14 protein-coding genes and 1 tRNA gene are annotated in these 18,680 nt (G+C 38.7%); 5 read left to right on the top strand and 10 right to left on the bottom strand.

The window, feature by feature from the left end; genetic code table 11:
• The first annotated feature begins 5 nt into the window (after positions 1-5).
• Positions 6-824, top strand: coding sequence for a hypothetical protein (locus BP549_RS01095; protein WP_292377490.1), 819 nt, complete (start codon positions 6-8; stop codon positions 822-824).
• Positions 825-974: 150 nt separating this feature from the next.
• On the opposite strand, the gene BP549_RS01090 is transcribed toward BP549_RS01095, so the two are convergent.
• The 6 genes from BP549_RS01090 to BP549_RS01065 form a co-directional block, all read right to left on the bottom strand.
• Positions 975-2,108: a hypothetical protein gene (locus BP549_RS01090; RefSeq protein ID WP_292377488.1), complete on the bottom strand. Its 1,134-nt coding sequence runs from the start codon at positions 2,106-2,108 to the stop codon at positions 975-977.
• Between the two features lie 1,200 nt (positions 2,109-3,308).
• Positions 3,309-3,569: a hypothetical protein gene (locus BP549_RS01085; protein WP_292377486.1), complete on the bottom strand. Its 261-nt coding sequence runs from the start codon at positions 3,567-3,569 to the stop codon at positions 3,309-3,311.
• 198 nt (positions 3,570-3,767) lie between these two features.
• A complete protein-coding gene (locus tag BP549_RS01080; protein WP_292377485.1) occupies positions 3,768-4,031 on the bottom strand; it encodes a hypothetical protein in 264 nt (87 codons plus the stop codon).
• A gap of 22 nt (positions 4,032-4,053) precedes the next feature.
• Entirely contained in the window at positions 4,054-4,452 is a 399-nt protein-coding gene (locus BP549_RS01075) for a hypothetical protein (RefSeq protein ID WP_292377484.1), read from the bottom strand.
• Positions 4,453-5,246: 794 nt separating this feature from the next.
• Positions 5,247-7,883 (bottom strand): phage/plasmid primase, P4 family, encoded by a 2,637-nt coding sequence (locus tag BP549_RS01070; protein ID WP_292377483.1) that lies wholly within the window; start codon positions 7,881-7,883, stop codon positions 5,247-5,249.
• A 392-nt stretch (positions 7,884-8,275) separates the two neighbouring features.
• Complete coding sequence (locus tag BP549_RS01065) at positions 8,276-8,428, bottom strand: hypothetical protein (protein WP_292377482.1); 153 nt, start codon at positions 8,426-8,428, stop codon at positions 8,276-8,278.
• 171 nt (positions 8,429-8,599) lie between these two features.
• Here BP549_RS01065 and BP549_RS01060 point away from each other — a divergent pair, with 171 nt between their 5' ends.
• Positions 8,600-9,709, top strand: coding sequence for a hypothetical protein (locus BP549_RS01060; protein ID WP_292377481.1), 1,110 nt, complete (start codon positions 8,600-8,602; stop codon positions 9,707-9,709).
• Between the two features lie 394 nt (positions 9,710-10,103).
• Here the strand turns inward: BP549_RS01060 and BP549_RS01055 are convergent.
• Both BP549_RS01055 and BP549_RS01050 read right to left on the bottom strand, forming a co-directional pair.
• Positions 10,104-10,177, bottom strand: a tRNA-Val gene (locus tag BP549_RS01055).
• Positions 10,178-11,321: 1,144 nt separating this feature from the next.
• On the bottom strand, positions 11,322-13,298 hold the full coding sequence (locus tag BP549_RS01050; protein WP_292377479.1) for a replication factor C large subunit: 1,977 nt from the start codon (positions 13,296-13,298) through the stop codon (positions 11,322-11,324).
• A gap of 504 nt (positions 13,299-13,802) precedes the next feature.
• Between BP549_RS01050 and mtxX the strand changes: the two genes are divergently transcribed.
• The 3 genes from mtxX to mtrH all read left to right on the top strand — a co-directional run bounded on the left by mtxX (position 13,803) and on the right by mtrH (position 16,266).
• Positions 13,803-14,660 (top strand): methanogenesis marker protein Mmp4/MtxX, encoded by an 858-nt coding sequence (mtxX, locus tag BP549_RS01045; RefSeq protein WP_292377478.1) that lies wholly within the window; start codon positions 13,803-13,805, stop codon positions 14,658-14,660.
• Entirely contained in the window at positions 14,657-15,250 is a 594-nt protein-coding gene (locus BP549_RS01040; RefSeq protein ID WP_292377477.1) for a tetrahydromethanopterin S-methyltransferase subunit A, read from the top strand. The genes mtxX and BP549_RS01040 overlap by 4 nt, the downstream gene beginning before the upstream one ends.
• An 83-nt stretch (positions 15,251-15,333) precedes the next feature.
• Positions 15,334-16,266, top strand: coding sequence for a tetrahydromethanopterin S-methyltransferase subunit H (gene mtrH, locus BP549_RS01035; RefSeq protein ID WP_292377476.1), 933 nt, complete (start codon positions 15,334-15,336; stop codon positions 16,264-16,266).
• Between the two features lie 60 nt (positions 16,267-16,326).
• On the opposite strand, the gene BP549_RS01030 is transcribed toward mtrH, so the two are convergent.
• Together BP549_RS01030 and ilvD are read right to left on the bottom strand one after the other, a co-directional pair.
• Positions 16,327-16,506: a hypothetical protein gene (locus tag BP549_RS01030; RefSeq protein WP_292377475.1), complete on the bottom strand. Its 180-nt coding sequence runs from the start codon at positions 16,504-16,506 to the stop codon at positions 16,327-16,329.
• 192 nt (positions 16,507-16,698) lie between these two features.
• Positions 16,699-18,360: a dihydroxy-acid dehydratase gene (gene ilvD, locus BP549_RS01025; RefSeq protein ID WP_292377474.1), complete on the bottom strand. Its 1,662-nt coding sequence runs from the start codon at positions 18,358-18,360 to the stop codon at positions 16,699-16,701.
• Positions 18,361-18,680: the final 320 nt, after the last annotated feature.

The raw sequence follows: 18,680 nt of genomic DNA, 5'->3' as shown, positions 1-18,680 counted from the left end.
TATCTATGGACAGTTCAGAAAATCCAATTTATTCATATGAAGAAATAAGGAATACTGCAATTGATATATTGGCTGGTAGAGTACCAGGTGATATAAGACAATATGAAGGATTGGAACGCAGTGTTGGAAATTTCTTGTCAAAAAAGAAATTTGGTTTTATTCCTGATGTATATGATAAACCAATGTCAAGTGCTGACTGTGATATATTTCTCGAGGTTTTCTGGGATCTATTCAGACAAGGAATCATAACACTTGGTAAAAATGATATGAATCCAAATTTTCCAAATTTTAGAGTTTCAGCGCATGCTAAAAGAATTCTTGAAAATCCTACGGTATATTTTTACCATGATGTTTCAAGCTATGAAGCTGTTATCAAACAGCAAGTTCCAAATATTGACATTGTAACTTTAGATTATCTCACGGAAGCAATGCAATCGTTTTATAGCGGTTGTTACTTATCATCAGCAGTTATGCTTGGAGTCGCATCAGAACATACTTTTTTGAATTTACTTGATAAAATTGAGAGAGGAAATTACAGTGCTGATTTTAAAAATGCATTTCAGCAAAGGAATATCCTGAGAAAATTTACAGAATTCAAAAAGTCACTGGATCGAGTAATTAGCCAGAATAAGACAATTCTAACCCCTCAAATAAGAGAAAATCTTGATAGCAACCTTGATGGAATAATGAATACTATACGTTATTTTCGCAATGATTCTGGACATCCAAGTGGAAATAAAATAAGCAGAGAACAATGCTACGTAAATCTTAATCTCTTTATTCCATATTGTAAAAAAGTGTACCAATTAATGGACATCTTTTGATTACCATAAAACGGTGTATTAGTCTATTCTACATTAATTCTAGCAGAATGGCGGACTCTATCCAAAAAGACTATAAGACAAAATGTCACCGAGTTACTAATCCACGATATATTGATAAAAATAATATTTTTACATATTTTTACAGAAGGATTATTTATTTATATTTCGGATATTATATATAAATACTGGAAGAGCTTTTTGCTTTCGTTCGTTGCGTATATAAGATACTACAGCATCTCCTAAACTTCCAATGGCCGAATAGGCCGCTCCTACTACCGGAATGAAAGATATGCCTGTCCAAAATAGAGATTTTGTGCAATCTTTAACCAAGTTCGGTTTACTTTTTCTGTTTTCACCAATTACATAAAAAACTTCAGACACAACTTCGTCCTTTATTTCTTTTACAAATTCTTCTGTATTTGGCTGACTTTTTGCCGTCGAGCAGATTTCGCCTAATCTATTCATTGCTTTTTTCCATTCTTTCATTTTCCTTATTTCTAAAATATCTTCCATACCAAAATGATCAATTTTTTCTTTATCCATAAGAGGAATAGTGGCATTAAGTCCTTCAATATACAAATTAGCATCATGGCTTCTGAAGTTATTAAGTTTATAATTATAATATGAATAAAGATACTCATTAGTAAAAATTGAAGAGCTTACTGAATTTTTTAAAATAAGGCCTTCGTTTTTCCCCTCAAAATCGTATTTCCCATATATCGTTTTTTCTCCTCTTTCTTGGCACTGTAAATATTCAAGATCTACAACTTCTTTTATAGTTTTCAATGCGATGTTTTGAATATCCTTATTTGAATTATTGAGACCTGCTTCTAAACTAGGATCTAGATTATCTAGGATATAATTTCGGATTAAATTATAAAAAGAATCATCCAAAATTTTCTTCAAGTTATCGTCTTCATACTCTCTCAAAGAAGCATCTTTTATAATTTCAGATAAATTTGGTGGAGCTGTTGTTTTAACAATAAATTCACTTGAATGTTTATACATGTATTCTCTCAGCTCCTCATCCATACGGCAACAAGTGCTATCAAATAATGTACTCTTTAACTCATTTTTGCTTTCAACTGCAAATTTAATTACCTTTTCCTCTATTAAATATTTTAAGTCACTATATATCTGAGACTCCGGAGATATCATTGAGAAATCTTCAATAAAAGATGGGTATACACATATTTGTTCCCAGAAGAAAGCACATGATTTAAGTTTATTTATATTAGAAATATTTTCTTCAAAAAAAACACTAGATTTAATATTCCTGTTCATAAAAACTCCGACTTTGTTACTTTTATCACGGAAGTAAGTTTTAAACGTAACTATTCATCATGAAAAATAATATTAATAGCTTTCTTTAATAAGATTTTGTGAGTGGAAATCACTTGAATTATTTTTCAATTTGATAATACCATATATTAGAGATCTTAAAGGCCTTTCAAACATCACCAGATCTTCCACCATGGTCTCTTATTTTCCGTCGTCTCTAGAAGCAGCTTAATGTTCAACCTGCTGTTCTCCTAGATCAAGCTCTGAATGTATACTGGCTGCTTCTGTGTGATTTCATTTAGCTGGCTTATCTGGTCATCCTTTGTTTCGAGTTGTATATTAATCGAGTCTACCTGTTTGCTTAGGTCTTGAATTCTATCATCCTTTTCCTCCAAGAGTAATTGAAGTCCTTCAACCTGTGCTGTGAGTCTTTGGATTTCCTGAGGAGTATTTCGAGATATTCAGTATAGCCCATATTGCAGGATGAGGCTTACAGAGAGGCTATGTATTGAGTTAATAGGAGCACTTAGGTAGATTTATATTAGACTAATCTAAATATGCCCTTAGAAGCCTTTAGAATTAGATATGATCTATTGATATTGGTTATATACATGCATATTTATGTGCTTAGTACAGCACGTATGTACTACAGTAAGAGTATATATAGTAGTTATATTAGCATACATATATGTATAGAATATATAGTATTAGTAATAACAATAACATTAGTTATTATATTATATCTGTTAATACTAACATTAATTATTAATTAAGTATAATGTTTATTGATATTGTTTATTAATATTATATTATTAATTATCTTGTTATTGATTAATAACATGTATTAGTTATTGTATGTGCGCTAATGATATTACTATTATGTTTACTATTATTGTTTATTGTTGTGAACAAAAGATTATTAAGAAGAATAATTAAGTAAAGTTTCTTTGTTTAATTAAAGTTTTAAACTTAACTTCACCTGTGGATAATTTAAAAAATATTTAGATTTAACTTTGGTAATGTCAGAGACTATCAATTTTAATCAAAACCGCAAACCAAAGGTGGTTTTTGTCAAAATAATGCGGCTGCGAAATGTGACCAGAATTTTTACAGCAGATTTTAGTAATTTAAGAAGTTGTACAGTTAAAAACGAACACGGACGCACCTTTTTTGAACTCTCGTAAATCCAGATGAGCTTACTGTTTACGTGCTCAATAACCTTTCAGTTACAAGCGGCCTATCCTCTGGCCTCTTTGAAATCTGAGCATACATAAAATAGTAATGAGGGTTCACTACCAGTTTCTCTTTTAAACATATTAAAGTCTTCACACTCATTTTCTGTGTGGGATTTATCTTCACTTTCCTATAGTCCTCCTCGATTAGGCAAATTAAAATCTTAGGACTAACATTAAAGAGATCTTCAATACTCCGGCCTGTGGAACCTTTAGAGAGATAGTGAGCCATGTTTAAGCCTGCCTTGCTTGTTGCTCCATCTCAGCATTGACAAATTAGCTTACTTGACAAAAACTAGTTACATATAAAAACAACATGAAGAGATTATCCTGGGTGAAATTCACTTTCAGGGCTTTGAAAGCACAGAGGATATCTTATAGTCTTGCTGGACTTTCTACAATAAAAAAGGAAATAAAAGACCTGATAGGTTTAGTCCTGGGGGTCTTTTGGTTCGTGGTAAAAGATCTTTGTTGCTTCCCTGGGTAATCCGGGGTAATGATTAAACATGAGGTCTTCCATCATTGATTTACACATATCAAGTTTCTTAGATGCATCACTAGCAAGCTTATAAGGCTCCTTAGAAACACCTATTTTTTGTCCTATTTTGCAGGATAGTGTTGTAAGCCTTGAGCAAAGGAAGTTAATTTCCTTTGCAAGTTCTTCATATTCGTTTAGAGTTGGCTTTAGAGACATCTTGATCTTTAATCCTGGTGAATTATTCAAGCATATTATTTTCAAAGGTGTTAGACTTTGGCTCAAGCTTTTCCAAAATTCGAATAATAGCAGCCCTGCGCTCGTCATTCGTCACATCTGCATTGACGCTAAGGTTTAGGTTCTGACTTTCTGTTTTAGCGTTGACATTGACCTGTGAGGACTTCCCGAATCCTTCAGATGCAAATTTTGTTTGTAGCAGGAACATTGCTGCTTTAGAATCTCCATGATCCATAGCAAGCTTTACAGATCGAAGACAATTTGCCTGAAGATCTGCTTCCGCTCTCTGGCATTCAGCCCACCACTTAGCATAGGGAGATTTTTTCTCAAGTGCGAGCTTCTGCCATAGGAACCATGTAGAGTTTGCAACTCCTATACTTTTTGCGCAGGCTGTCTGACTCATCCCTAATAGCAAATTATCATAACATTTCTGAATAAGATCATCGTTAATTAAACATTTTTTTGTCATATACTGATAATTTCATTGTCTTTTGTATAAAAATATAATTGTGTCTATTGATATGGTTTCTATATGCAGAAATGGATTAAATGGATAGGAAAGGTGTCCAAAAAGTTGTGGTTTCTGGCGCTCCCTATACTAAAATCTAAAATGTTTAAGAAGTTAGGCTAATAACCTGGAGCCCTTCACCTCTTCTCACTTTCTGATATAGTTTACAATGGTATCCAAAGTATCCAAGGTATCCAATAGGTATCCAGTATCTAAACAGTATCTCCCGATTCAAAGTATCCAAGGTATCCAAAAAATGGCAGGTAAACTTTCTATACTTTTTAGACAGTTAGATAGTAATATTTTTTTCTATAAATAATCAGGTTATGGAATTTATAGCAAAAAATTAGAGGTTTAACTTTCTAAATAATAATTATAATCTTTTTCTTTTTTCCGTAATTATGGATACCGTCTAAGAATTCACGGTCAACTGATGCCGAAAATATCGGTATCCAAACTGTCTAAAAACTCCATTGGTTTGGATACCTTTTGCACTCTTGTTATCGAAACCGCCACGAAAAATGATTGGATACCGTAGGGAAAACGCCTTATGCCTATGAAAAATTTACATGGATAAAATGTTTATAAAAAAATCGGAGGAATATTAAGCCTTCGTTCCTCACTGTGTAACATTATAAATGAAAATTGGACTGTTGAGTTTTTTTCATAGAAAAAAAAAGTGAGATTATTTATCTGAATCCCCTTATTTTTAATCTTTCGGCTGTTGTGAAAACGCCATTGCTTCCGACTCTCTGCATAAACACCGGCTGTTTCTGATTGAAGCTATCAACGAATTCCGCCAGGTCTTCGACAATTCCATTATATTTATCTGACTTTGCATAATTCATAAGTGCGCGCGCCAACATGTCAAAGGCTGCATCTGTTACCTTCTGCTGCTCCGTTTTCTCTACTTGCGCGGTGAAGTCTGGCAGGGGGGCGGAGGTTTTTTCCTCCTCGTCTCTTCTCTTCATTACTGCCTCGTAATCCTCGTTAAGTGTGTTCACATCAATTATGAGGTTCATGTAAACTTTTGTATTTCTGCCGTTTACTTTTTTCTGCTGGTATCTTACTTTCCGCAGTCCCTGCTCCTTAAATGCGCTTTCTATCTTCTTTTTAAACTTCGTGGCTGTCCCGAAATCCGCGCTCTGTGGATACATTGCCCGATATCTGAAAAGCGCCTCTGTTACGTCTGCGACTGTGGTATATTCAGTATCAAATCCCTCAGACTCATAGCAATATTCCTCCACGAAGTATTCGAAAGGCATGCTTAGACGTGCGTAATTTGCCGCGTCTAGCTCCGCACACTGTGCTCTTGTAAACTTCTTTTGCTCCATTAGGCGCTTAAATCCCTCTATAAACCAGTTTAAAACGGCTGGCATCTCCTCAGACTGTGCTATTTTTTCCCCTATTTGTAAGACTTCGCCTTCGGTTCCTCTAAATTTCTTTTTTAATAAAATTGGTATCATTCTATCTACAAGCGCGCCTGTGTTGTCTTCTATTTCTGGCGCTGAATTTGCAGAGAATAGGGCCTTACTGTGACTAACAAAAGTAAAGGGGTTACAGTATAGCTTTCTGGCCGTCACTGCATCCCCCCCAGTCAGTGCCTTTCCTGTCTTTGTTGACTTTATAGCGTCCTGGTCTGTTTCGCTTGATAGGTTAGCCATTTTGTTATGGTGTGCTGCAATTATAGAAGGCTCCTTAGGGGAAAAGAAGTCCTGCATTGAGTAGGATGTTATGTTCTCGTTTCCTCCTAGCATCCCTACGAGGATTGCTATAAGCTGTGATTTGCCGTTTCCCCCAGTCCCTATGAATACACAGAAAGCATGTATAGGAAAGGCTCTGTAAAGGCAGTACCCTCCAAATTCTTGATATGCCTTTTTCCCTGCTTCGTTTCCTTCGAATACTTCCCCTATGAACTTATCAAAAATTGGTTTATGCGTTGCATGCGGGTCATATGTGACAGGTAGCTTATTGAATATCACTATATCAGGGGTGTACTCTGTTAATTCACCTGTAAGTAGGTTAAGAATTCCATTATCAAGTGCTACAAGTTCCGGATTATCCGCATTAATAAAAAGAGTCTCCGGCCTGTGTGCCTTAATCTCTATCATTTCAAGAATGTTTTTTAATTCGCTTGCTGTTGGTGCGTATCCCCATTCTTTTATAAGGCTTAATAGCTTCTGTTTTGTTTCCTCCGGAGTCATTGGGACATAAATCCCTTCTCTGTAGGTCGCTAATCCGTAGCCTGTAACGTGTACACAAGGATACTTTTTTAAAAACTCTTTGGAAGCTACGTCCTGCTGTTCTCCCTTTCTCAATAGATGGAAATACTTAACACTTCGTTCCATTGTTGCGGTTTTCTTGTCCTTATCTCCGGCAGGTCGGCAGGCATCACAAAGGCTTTTTCCTCCGCTTCCTATTGTTATTATGTTGCACTTGCTCCGGATCGTCTCACACGTCCAGGGCTTCCCGCCATCCTTTGCATAGTTCAGAACATAGTTTAATTCTTTCTCGCTCTGCTTGCGTGTGTATTTGTCTCTAAAGATGATTTTACAGGCTAATAAGAGCTCTTCCTCTTCTGCTCCGTTTGCGTATAACTCAATCATTAAAGCAAGGGTAAAATCTCGCCCCGTGGAGGTGTGATAAAATTCTGTGTCCCTAGCCTTTTTGAGCTCTATAAACTTCTCTCTTATACACTTTCGGCACTTGTTAAAGACAGACTCTAGTTTATCAGAAGTGCTGAAAAGCTCCTTTAGTCTGCTTATAAGCTCCTCTGGCATTTCCGGAAAATCATTTATACTGTTTATCTCTCTATTCATCTGATAGACAGAGCCAGAATAATGAACACTTGGAGGTAAGACAGCATTAGAGCCATTATTAAGAACCTCAAAGCCTATGAAATGCTTTTTAACTGCTTGCAGTTCTCCAGTATACTTAAAATAAAGGTGTCCTCTCTCTGGTGTCCTGCGTGACATTGTAAGGGTTTCTTTATTTATGCCCTCTAACAACTCGTTTAATATTATAGGGTTGTAGTCGTCAATGTCTAAAACAGTTATACCGGATCGCTCACCACACTGAAGACCTATATTATAAGGGATTGCGCTCTTCCTTCCCCAAAACTTAAATAAGTCTTCTTGGCTCCTAGGCTCTGCTCTGTTCTGCCAGTCCTCCTCAAAAGGTGCTTTGCCTGTGCCTCTTTCGCCTTGTTTTGGTTTTATGAGAGGGTGAATTATCAAGCCTGCTGCTGTGTAGTTCCTTGCAGCTATTAGCATTTCTTCGGTTGTGGTTCCTTGCTGTGCGTTTTGATTAGATTCTGTATTAGTCATTTTTACACCTGTAATCAGGCGCGCTCAAAAAAAAGAGTGAGTTCTGTAATTCATGTTGCTTTCTTCAAGGTAAAACCGAATATGGAAGACACTAAAGTACAACAATAAGTGTTAAATACTATCGATGTGTAGATAGTATATAGCACTAAGTCGCATTAGTGTGCTTTCTCGATTTAAAATGGAGATGAATTAAAGAATTCGTTGGTGTTAGAAGGGTCTAGACTTCTAACATTGACTCTTTAATCAAACACAGCCTGTGTTTACTATTTTGTTAATAACCTCATCTAATTTTTTGGAGATTGTACAGTAAGCCAGAATTGTCGTCCAATAGTTCATGTTTATCGAACTGCTTTTTTGTCCACACAGTAGACACGGTCTTTCAATTTTCATTTTTACTGCTCAATACTTTTTTTAAGAATTTTTCCTACGAATCTACTTCTGGAAATATCCCCACGCAATGCCTCGATTTTAGAAAACGTTGCAGGGTCAACATATGCAATGACTGGGAGTTTATCTCCAATGAGATTCGGAAAACTATTTTCCATGTTTTTGAACTCCTTTTAAATTGGATACATTTAATACATTAGTATAAGGTTCTTATATAAAAAGAAAATGCTTCAAAACATTAGTTTAGCTAATTTCCACTCTCAGTAGAATCATTTTTATCCGTCGCTTTTAAGCATATGTATATATACATACCAGTTGATATACACGATATGCCAAAGAAACAAGGAGACAGGCTGAATGTAGGCGAAGTAAAATCCAGCATATTGAAGTTTATTCTGAAAAATGAGAAACTTGTTGGAGAGCCAGCTATTCGAGAGTTTTTGTTGAAGAGATATAACATTATGGATCAGGGAAATATCAATAGGCACCTCCATGATCTGCAGAAACTAGATTGTATAGAATTAATTTCACCTGAGAAGAAGGGTCTGCGGAACTATTGGGATATCAAAAAACTAAAAAATCTAAGAAATATAAAACAGCAGTTTCCCGAAATTCGTTTAAACGACTATGAAAAATCTATAAAAATAGTGCTCAAGGAACACGAACATTTTGAAAACAGCCCAGAATGGTTAACCTTTTACCTAAAATTGCTGCTATCGGCTTCTTTTTTCAATACAAGTATTGAAACTGAGGGCAGAGAACTTGATAGAGGTACTTGGAAAATTTACATTACTACAATTGGATCTTACAGACATCAACGTATTGATGAACTTTTGGAATTATGTTACTTTGCGCATATAAAATGTCACTCAGAGTTTAAAATGTCGGAAGAAGGATTTAAAAACACCATTAAGGCACATCCATGGGAAATATACAGGTTTTTTGCTGAAGATGTGCTCCTAAAATTGTTTGAAGAAGAGTTTCCAGGGTTCCCAAAAGAAATTCCTCACCTAATTTCCAAAACAAAATTATCAGGTATTGAAGAGATACCTGAGAGAATACCCGAGGAAATAAATGAAAAAGACTTTATAAGATACATGTTAGACGCAATGCGCTTGAGAATAGAAGAAAAAATCGATTTTGAGTACATAAAGGACGATTTACTACTAGAGCATTTCCTACACCATGATATGTTAATAGGTGCAGACTCTCCCGAAGAACTCTACTTTATTAATAGAACAAAAGAAAATCATACTTTACATCGAGGATCGACAGTACCGGAGCAAGTGGTTATTGGAGAAGCGGAGTTAGCTGACTTGAAGCTAGCCAGTGAAATGATATTTAAATATAAGCAGCCATCGAGATTTAGTTTTAATACTGTAGATGAGATATATCAAGCAGTGTTAGAATTTTATAGCCGCTGGCAATTACAACAATAATCGCGTACATACAGTTTTCTTCAACTCTAATCACATATCAGAAAAGGGAAAGTTACATAAATATTTAGTAACCTTTTATTTGATATTATAGAGGTAGAAGAATGAAATTATTGGGAAAATCCAAAGTCCTGAGGCATAGGGTAAAGCCAGAAATCACATACCCATTAGTAAGGCTCCCTCAATCAGAAATTGACCTTGCCGGAGAAACTGCGCACATATTCAAAACAGAGTACAATGGTAAACCATTATATGTAATCTCTTTGGATGAACAATTCAATGCTGAACTTAAAGTTACACAACCAGAAGTGAAATCTGATCTTGAATCAAGAATTGAAACATTAGAAAAGAAGCTCAATAAACACTTAGAATCAGAAAACAAGGAAAATAAAGAGAATGGGCCCGCTGAGATTCGAACTCAGGATCCCCGCCGTGTAAAGGCGATGTCATAACCGACTAGACCACGAGCCCATTTTGCTTACATTTACAGAATCGCTCTAAGTGCAAGACCAAAATGTCATAAGTTATATATAACTCTTTTGTTAGAAGAGAACTTCAGGGATGACCTGAAAACCAATTAATGTGTTAAATTAGACTCTTACTCACCAAATAAATCTCTTACTATACTAATGAGATTGCTGTCAATAGTAAATGAAACTGCTTTACAATAAATGATAAACTCTTATTATACCAAGTGATATATCTATTACAAATAATGGGAGAGACTTTGATCGACATCTATTTATATAGAGTGACCACGTTTCAACCAAGAAATAACATTCAATTTATCAAAATCAAATGTTTTTTACAGATAAAAATAAGAGATAATATATAAGAATATTTGATTTCAAAATGATTACTCTTTCTATATATATGCTGACACGGGGAAATTCGGGGAATATAAAGACGCCAAGCAAAATATATTTATATTAGATTAGCATGACTTAGTTTGTGAGCGGGTCTCTATTTTGTAAGATAACCCCAACCCCCCAACACCCCAATTCATACTCCCCAACCCGCTCATCCTATACTTGTAAAAAATGGAAATGCTTATATAGGTATAACTTAACCCAGCAGTTATCGATTTTGCATTTACGATATTATATCAAAAAGGAAAAATTCCAGATAGGGAAATAAATCTGAAATTATAAATTCGAACATATAGAAATGAAAAGCTATTTATAAGATGAACAGATATTCATTTCGAGTGAGCGGGTCTCTTTTCCATAGTATAACCCCAAAACAATATCCCCCAACTATTTCCCCCAACTATTCCCCAAACTCTCCAACCCGCTCACAAACTGTTTTTTGCTGTTTTTACCTGTTCTTGAAGTTTGAAAATTTTTATAATTAAATAATTAGTTATAGGTCTACTTAATCTGCCTGAACTTATCTAAGATTGTGCCATTTTAATGAAATTATCTCAACCTTTTCTAACTTTGCACTCAGCTTCCTTCTTATCAGTTTCATACCTTCTTATCAGTTTCATAAATTCTGAAAAATGTCCTTATTGATACAACGTGCCGGAAAGAAAAATTAATTCATCTTTGAACAAGGAGAAAAATTAGGATAAAAATTGAAAATAAACCAAAAAAATAAAACAAAAGGTTAGATATTAGAAGTCGAAAAGCGTTTTTTGTGTTTTCGACTCGTCTTTTTTAGGAGTTTCGCTAACCTTTACCTCAGAATTTTCAGACGTATCAGAAACTTTTTTGATAGCAGGCTCAAGGTTTACAGATTTCATGGATTTTGAAAATTCAGGAGAGATGCTGCTTTCTATCGGTTCAGAGCCAGAGAAAGCTCTCTTCTCAAAGGATTCAGGCAGGAAAAAAGAATCCTTAATCTTAAGATTATCGTTTTTATGAGAACTGGACATGAGACTATCAGGTATGAATCCGACTCCGTCAGTCCCTGCTCTATACTGCTCCCGTATAAGGGTATCGGAAGTAAAACTATCAGGTTTTAGGGTAACAGGTGTAAGGTTATCAGATGCAAGGTCATCAGGTTTAAAGGTATAAGGTTTAAGGGTATCAGAAATAATCTTTTCCAAAGAAGTATTATTATCTCCCGAATCTGTAATTTCTGGGGAAATCTCAGGCAAAATATCAAAGCCAAAGCTAAGGGTCTTCTGCCCGCCCTGAGAGGTCCGAGAATCTGGAACTGCAGACTTTTCAGAAGATTTCCCAGAAGATTTTCCAGCTTTTTCCTCACGAGTCGTAACCACGAAGCCAGAAGGAAGCTCCTTACTATCGCCTGAGGAATCGGGAGCCCTGAAAAATTCCGTTCCATCGGATTCTTCTTTCCCTTCAAGGAGGAATTCCTGTGCCCTATCGTAAATTTTCTGTAGTTTTTTGCTGGCTTTTGTGCTTCCCGAGAGGTATATCAATTCCTCGATTTCAAGACCCAGACCTGCAGTAATTTCAATTGCAGACTCTTCATCCTTTAACATGCTAGAGTAAAGCTCCAGCAGGTTATTTCTTGAATATCGCATGGACTCGAAGCTGTGTTCTCCAACTTTAGAAGCTATATTATCCCTGAGGTCGCGCTTAGAACGTATCTGCCCCATCTTCTTCCAAAGAGACGGTGGCTGGTACTTAATAAATCCAGGATAGGGCCTTGTCTTTGAAATTGCAGCTCCGCAGACCATCAACATGCTGGCGTATCTCCACATCCCATAGTTCTGGCGTTTCTTTACGCGTCCAAGGTAGAGATCAGCCCTTGAGAGATAACCAAAGCCGGTCCTTATATCCTCAATATCTCCATCTTTAGAGGCATACTGGATAGGCAGGTTTTCATCGATCCAGTGTACAAGGTCTTCAGGACTTTCGTCAAGTCCGCGAGCAGCTTCAAGGGCCTTTTTACAGTCCGTGCTCTTGAAAATTCTCTGCATTGCCTTGAAGATGTTTTCCTTGACATCCCTGCCTGAAGTACTGAGATCTTCAACACCCAGCACTTCTCTTCCGGTAGCTGCAGCCTGAAGGTCGTTAATTGCACTTCTTAGATCGCCTCCCGCCCCTTCAGCGATTTGCTGGACTGCATCCAGGCTGCATACAACTCCCTCGCTCTCGCAGACCTTCTTTAAAGCAGGAATCATAGAGCGGCTCTGCACAGATCCGAACTTAATTTCCAGACAGAGGTTCCGGATAGTAGGAGTCAAGCCATAAATATCGTTTGCAATCAGCACGATGGGTTGAAGCGTGCTCTTAATAATTCCTGCAATAGCCCGCATTCCGCCCCTGTCTGCAGTCCCGTGAAGATTGTCCGCTTCGTCCAGAATAATCAGGCGCTTTCCTCCAAAGAGGGTATTCATTGAAGCTGCTGATCCCGCAACCTTTTCGATAACACCTGCAGTTCTCTGGTCGCTTGCATTGAGTTCGATTACTTCCCAGCCCAGATCGCGGGCAAGAGCGTGAGCAGTGGAAGTCTTCCCTACACCTGCAGACCCATGAAGGATTACTGCCCTTCTCTCGGGAATGCCTGAAAGCCACTTCTCAGCCCAGGCTCGCAAATCCTGTACCGCCTTTTTGTTCCCTACGATCTCCTTCAGGGTCTGGGGGCGGTATTTCTCAGCCCATTCAATTGCCAACGTCATCTTAAACCATACCAATAAAAAAAGAACTCATTCTTAACTCTATACATTTTAACCTTTTCACTATGTAATAGTCTTTATTCCTGAGATCCTCTGCTACCGATTTTAAAAACAACATTAAATTTACACTTCGAGATGTATTAAAGTCTTTTTGCTCTCATAAAAAAGATACTTCCAATAGCCAGAACAAACTCGGGCAAAAAACTGTACTCGTATCTCCTTTCTTCCCGGCTGCAAATATCTTCTGTAATATTAGCTCACTAACATGTTTATAATCGATCCCGGGTACAAAAACTCAATCCAACTACATTCTTGAGCAAATTAAAGATATAGCTTTTTTTGCTCATAATTCAGCCCTCTTGAGCGAAGCGAAAAGGGCTTCGTGCTCCCGAGACGGAACTCGGGGGAAGGAACTCGGGTGGCGGAACTCGGGGGACAAAATTAATTAATGATCGTGTTTGTACTTCTTTGAACTACTTAAAATCTTACACAACAGTCAGGATGAATATGAAAAAGAATAGCATGCATGCCCTCCTTGAGGCTATCGAAGTGAGGGCCAGGGCGAACAGGGCCAGAGTAGCTATGGGAATAAGGGATCCGACCCCCAAAATGCTCGAGAGTGCCTGGAAAGCCCAGGAACTGGGATATGCACAGGTCGTCCTGGTAGGAATTAAGAACGAAATTGACAAGGTCGGCACGGAACTTGAAGTAATTGACACGGATGAACCCGAAAAAACTCTTGCGGAACTTATGATCTCAAGAAAAGTCGATGCAGCAATCAGGGGCACTGCAAAGGCATCGGGAGCCCTTGCCCATCTCAAAGAGGCTCTAGGAAAGAGAAGAATCTGCCGACTTGCCCTGCTCCTCACGGTTGATGGAACACCTTTCTTTCTCGCCCCTGTAGGAATCGACGAGGGAAACACCATTGCAGACAAACTAAGAATGATAACGCTCGGTGCCGAACACATAAGGAGATTTGGGATAGAGCCTAAGGTCGGTGTGCTGTCGGGAGGCAGGATTGGAGATGTAGGAAGGAACAAACGTGTGGACAGAACTCTTGCAGACGGAGAATTCGTGACAAATCGGGCTGTTGAACTCGGGATCAATGCCAAGCATTATACAATTCTTATTGAAGACGCCATAAAAGAATCGAACTTCATCGTTGCCCCTGATGGAATCTCCGGAAACCTAATCTTTAGGACAATTGCTTTCCTGGGCGGGGGTGACGGGCTTGGAGCTCCGGTGCTAATGGATGATTATGTTTTTGTAGATACATCAAGGGTAGGTGGACATTTTACTAAAGCAATAATGCTTGCAAGTGCGCTGTCTCACCTGAATAAAGAAAGACAAAAGGTGATTCCTTGAAAACTGTTGCAGAGGGATGGCCGATAGTAAAAGGCGACTATACTGTAGGAGATCCGAGGTCCCGGATTGCAGTAATAACTCTTGCGAGCCAGATAAATCCCTCGCCTGAGGCGGCACTCTGGGGAAGTTCAAAAACCGAAAATTTGGGAGTCGAAAAAATAATAGTAAACGTCATCTCAAATTGCAATATCAGATATGTTCTTATCTGCGGGATAGAATCGAGGGGACACCTAGCAGGCCATTCCCTAATTGCAATCCATGAAAATGGGATTGACGAAAAGGGCAGAATTATTGGCTCTGAAGGAGCCATCCCTTTTATAGAAAATGTATCCAAGGCAGCAGTCAAACGCTTCCAGCAGCAGATAGTGATTCTTGACAGGATAGGGCTGACTGATCCTGAAAAGATAACAGAAATTGTGAGAAGATATAAGGGCCGAGGGGAAGTTTACCCGGATCAACCTCTTGTAGCCATTTCACAGAAGAAAAAACAGCCTACTTTCACTGATTCTCTTTCAGGTGATATAATAATTTCCGAAGAATTTATCATGGACGCGGCTGCAGGAGTTGTCTGCCCGACAAAGGATTTCTAATTTCCAGTAAAGAGACTTGCGTCGAGCATATATTACCATGTTTTGAAACAAAATATTAGCCTGTAGACTTTAATGGTGTAAAAATGTTTAAATTTCAGAAAGAACAGGAAATAGTTAACATTGCAGGAGTGAAGATAGGCGGACAGCCAGGAGAACTCCCGACCGTGCTTGCAGGAACTATATTTTATGACAAGCATGAAATCGTAAAAGATGCTGCAAGAGGCCTATTTGATAGGACTGCTGCCGAAAGACTAATAAATCTGCAGGAAACAAGTGCGGAAGAAACAGGAAACCCGCATATAATTCATATTTTCGGTACTACCCCTGAAAGCATTACCCGTTACATTGACTTTGTGACAGAAGTTTCAGAAGCTCCCTTTCTTATAGACTCCCCAGAAGGAAACGTGCGTTCCCGCGCTGCAGAATATGTCAGCGAGGTCGGGCTTGCAGACAAAGCAATCTATAATTCCATAAACATGAGCATAAATGCTTCGGAAATTGAAGCTCTTGCTCTCTCCGATATTGATAGCTCGATTATCCTTGGTTTCAATGCAACGGACTCGTCCCTGCAGGGCAGGATGAAACTACTGGAAAATGGGGCAGGCCTTATGGAAAATGGATTACTTTCAATTGCAGATAGATGTGGAATAGTTAACAAGCTTATAGATCCGAGTATTACCCCTATGGGGAATGGAGCAGGCGTAGCCCTCAGGATGACAATTACCGCAAAAGCAAAATGGGGACATCCCACAGGCTCGGGAATCCACAACGCACCTTCAGCCTGGAACTGGCTAAATCAGAAGAAAGAAAAAGATCCCGTCCTCTATAAAATCTGTGATATAGGTTCAACCTGCTTGCAGCAGGCCGCAGCTGGAGATTTTATCCTCTATGGGCCTATCGATTATGCTCCATATGTATTTCCTATGGCCGCTATGAGTGATATAATGATTTCTGAAGCTGTAGCTGACCTTGATATCGAGTCTGCTTCCCGGCATCCTGTAAACCTGCTTGTATAATTTACTAACCAAGAGGGCAAATACAGGGCTGAAGGGCTCAGATATCCATTTAACCTTTTTTCATTTAGATATCCGTGTATCTTCAGAGCTAAATGCAATGCCTGTCCTGCCACCGGCACACCTTATGCAAATTTGCTTTTTAGGATCCATACACTGGATACACACAGTTTTTCCGCATACAGGGCAGGTATAGAGTTTAGCCGGAAGCCCACAAATCGCACATAAACCTCTTATTTCCAAAATTCAGACCTCCCTTTAATAGATTCAAAAACATCTTCACAAATTCTTCAGACTTTCAAGTAGTTTTAGAAATAAAGAATTTAAAGAATTTCGAGAACTTCAAGAACAGCAGATTTAAGGCCGGAGAAAAGTAAAAAATAGGAAGGATGAGAGACCTTCCAAAAACAAAGCTTTTAAGCAAACACTGACGACTCAGTCTACTATTCCGCCTGTATTTGCAGAGTGGACGGCACGCTGGTACCTGGCAAGGTAACCTGTAACTTCCTTTTTTGGAGGAACGAAAACTGCCTTCCGCTTCTTAAGCTCTTCTTCTGAGATCTTAAGATTTAGAGCTCTTTCAGGAATATTAATTTCTATCATATCCCCATCTTTTACCAGGGCAATTGGCCCTCCTTCACTGGCTTCGGGAGAAACGTGCCCTATACACGGCCCGCGGGTGCCTCCGGAAAAGCGCCCGTCAGTTATCAGAGCAACCGATTCTAGAAGACCCATACCTCCGATTGCGGCTGTAGCTGCAAGCATTTCCCTCATACCAGGGCCGCCTTTCGGGCCCTCATAGCGGATAACTACAATATCTCCAGGTTTCACATTGCCTGCAAGGATACTTTCCATAGCATCCTCTTCACAGTCATAAACTTTTGCAGGGCCTGTATAAACACGCATTTTTGGATCAACGGCTGCCTGTTTCACAACCGAGCCATCAGGGGCAAGGTTACCTTTAAGGACTGCAATTCCGCCTTCGGCATGGATAGGCTCTTCGAGAGTTGCAATAATCTCTTTATTGAGCTTCGGGTTAACAATATCAAATTCTTTAAGATTTTCCCCAATAGTTTTGCCGTTCACTGTAAGCTGATCCAAATGAAGTTTGGAGGACAGCCTCTGCATGATTGCCTGAACTCCGCCTGCCCTATCAAAATGCAGCATGAAATTAGGGCCGCTAGGGCGCAGGGAAATCAGATGGGGTGTTGTCCTGCTCAATTCGTCAAATTTCTCAAGGGGGAGATTCAGCCCGAATTCGTGGGCAAGGGCAGGAAGATGCAGAGTTGTGTTTGTACTACCCCCGATTGCCATATCTACCATTATGGCATTTTCAAAGGATTTGAGACTGACAATCTTTCTCGGAGTCAGGTTTTCTCGGATCATCTCAACTATGCGTTCGCCGGATTCCTTGGCAATGCGAGCCTTTTTTGCATCCACTGCGTGGGCAGTTGCACAGCCTGGAAGGCTCAGGCCAAGGGCTTCGGTCATGCAGGCCATAGTGTTTGCTGTAAACATCCCTGCACAAGATCCGGCTCCTGCGCAGGAAAGATTTTCAAGCCTTTTAAGATCAAGCTCCGAGAGTTTGCCTGCACTATAAGCACCCACCCCTTCGAAAACCGAGATAAGGTCCGTATATTTGTCATCCACATATCCCGGAAGCATAGGCCCTCCGGTTACAACAATTGCAGGGATATCTAACCTGCCTGCTGCCATAAGGTGACCTGGCACGATCTTGTCACAGGAAGGGATAAGGACAATTCCATCAAACTGATGGGCTTTAACCATAAGCTCTATTGTGTCCTCAATGACCTCTCTGCTGGGAAGGGAATATTTCATACCCTCATGTCCCATTGCGATTCCATCGCAGACCCCTATAGTATGGAATTCGAAAGGAACTCCCCCGGCGTTCCTGATTCCGGCTTTCACAGACTCTGCAAGTTTATTCAAATGGATATGGCCAGGAATTATATCGTTCCAGGAATTAACGACTGCGATGAATGGCTTCCTCATCTCGGAATCTGTGACTCCGGTCGCCTTCAGAAGTGAACGGTTGGCAGCACGTTCCGGTCCTTCTTTTATAATAGAGCTTCTCATTACAAATCTCCTTAACATTTCATGGTAAGAACTAATTATAATGTATAGATAGGAAAAAACTTCATAGTATAAACAGGTTGGGGAAGAAAAAGTTGTAAAAAGGGAAGGAGAAAGTACTGAAAATCTCAGAGAATGAGTATAGGAAGGCTGGCTGAAAAAAAGTTAATAAGATAATTGCAATACGGCTAGAATAGAAATATGGTATAAAATATGAATAAAGAATTTAACAGAAAGAGCAACTTGTTTTGAGATAATAAGTATCAAAATTGGATGATAATCTTTTTTTGAAACATAAAAATTTCATGAGTTGTACAAAAAGG

Origin of the sequence: Methanosarcina sp. UBA289, from assembly GCA_002496565.1 — an archaeon.
In the GTDB taxonomy this organism is placed as follows: Archaea; Halobacteriota; Methanosarcinia; order Methanosarcinales; family Methanosarcinaceae; genus Methanosarcina.
The sequence above is the reverse complement of the archived record's forward strand: the minus strand, read 5'-3'. Positions and strand labels throughout refer to the sequence as shown.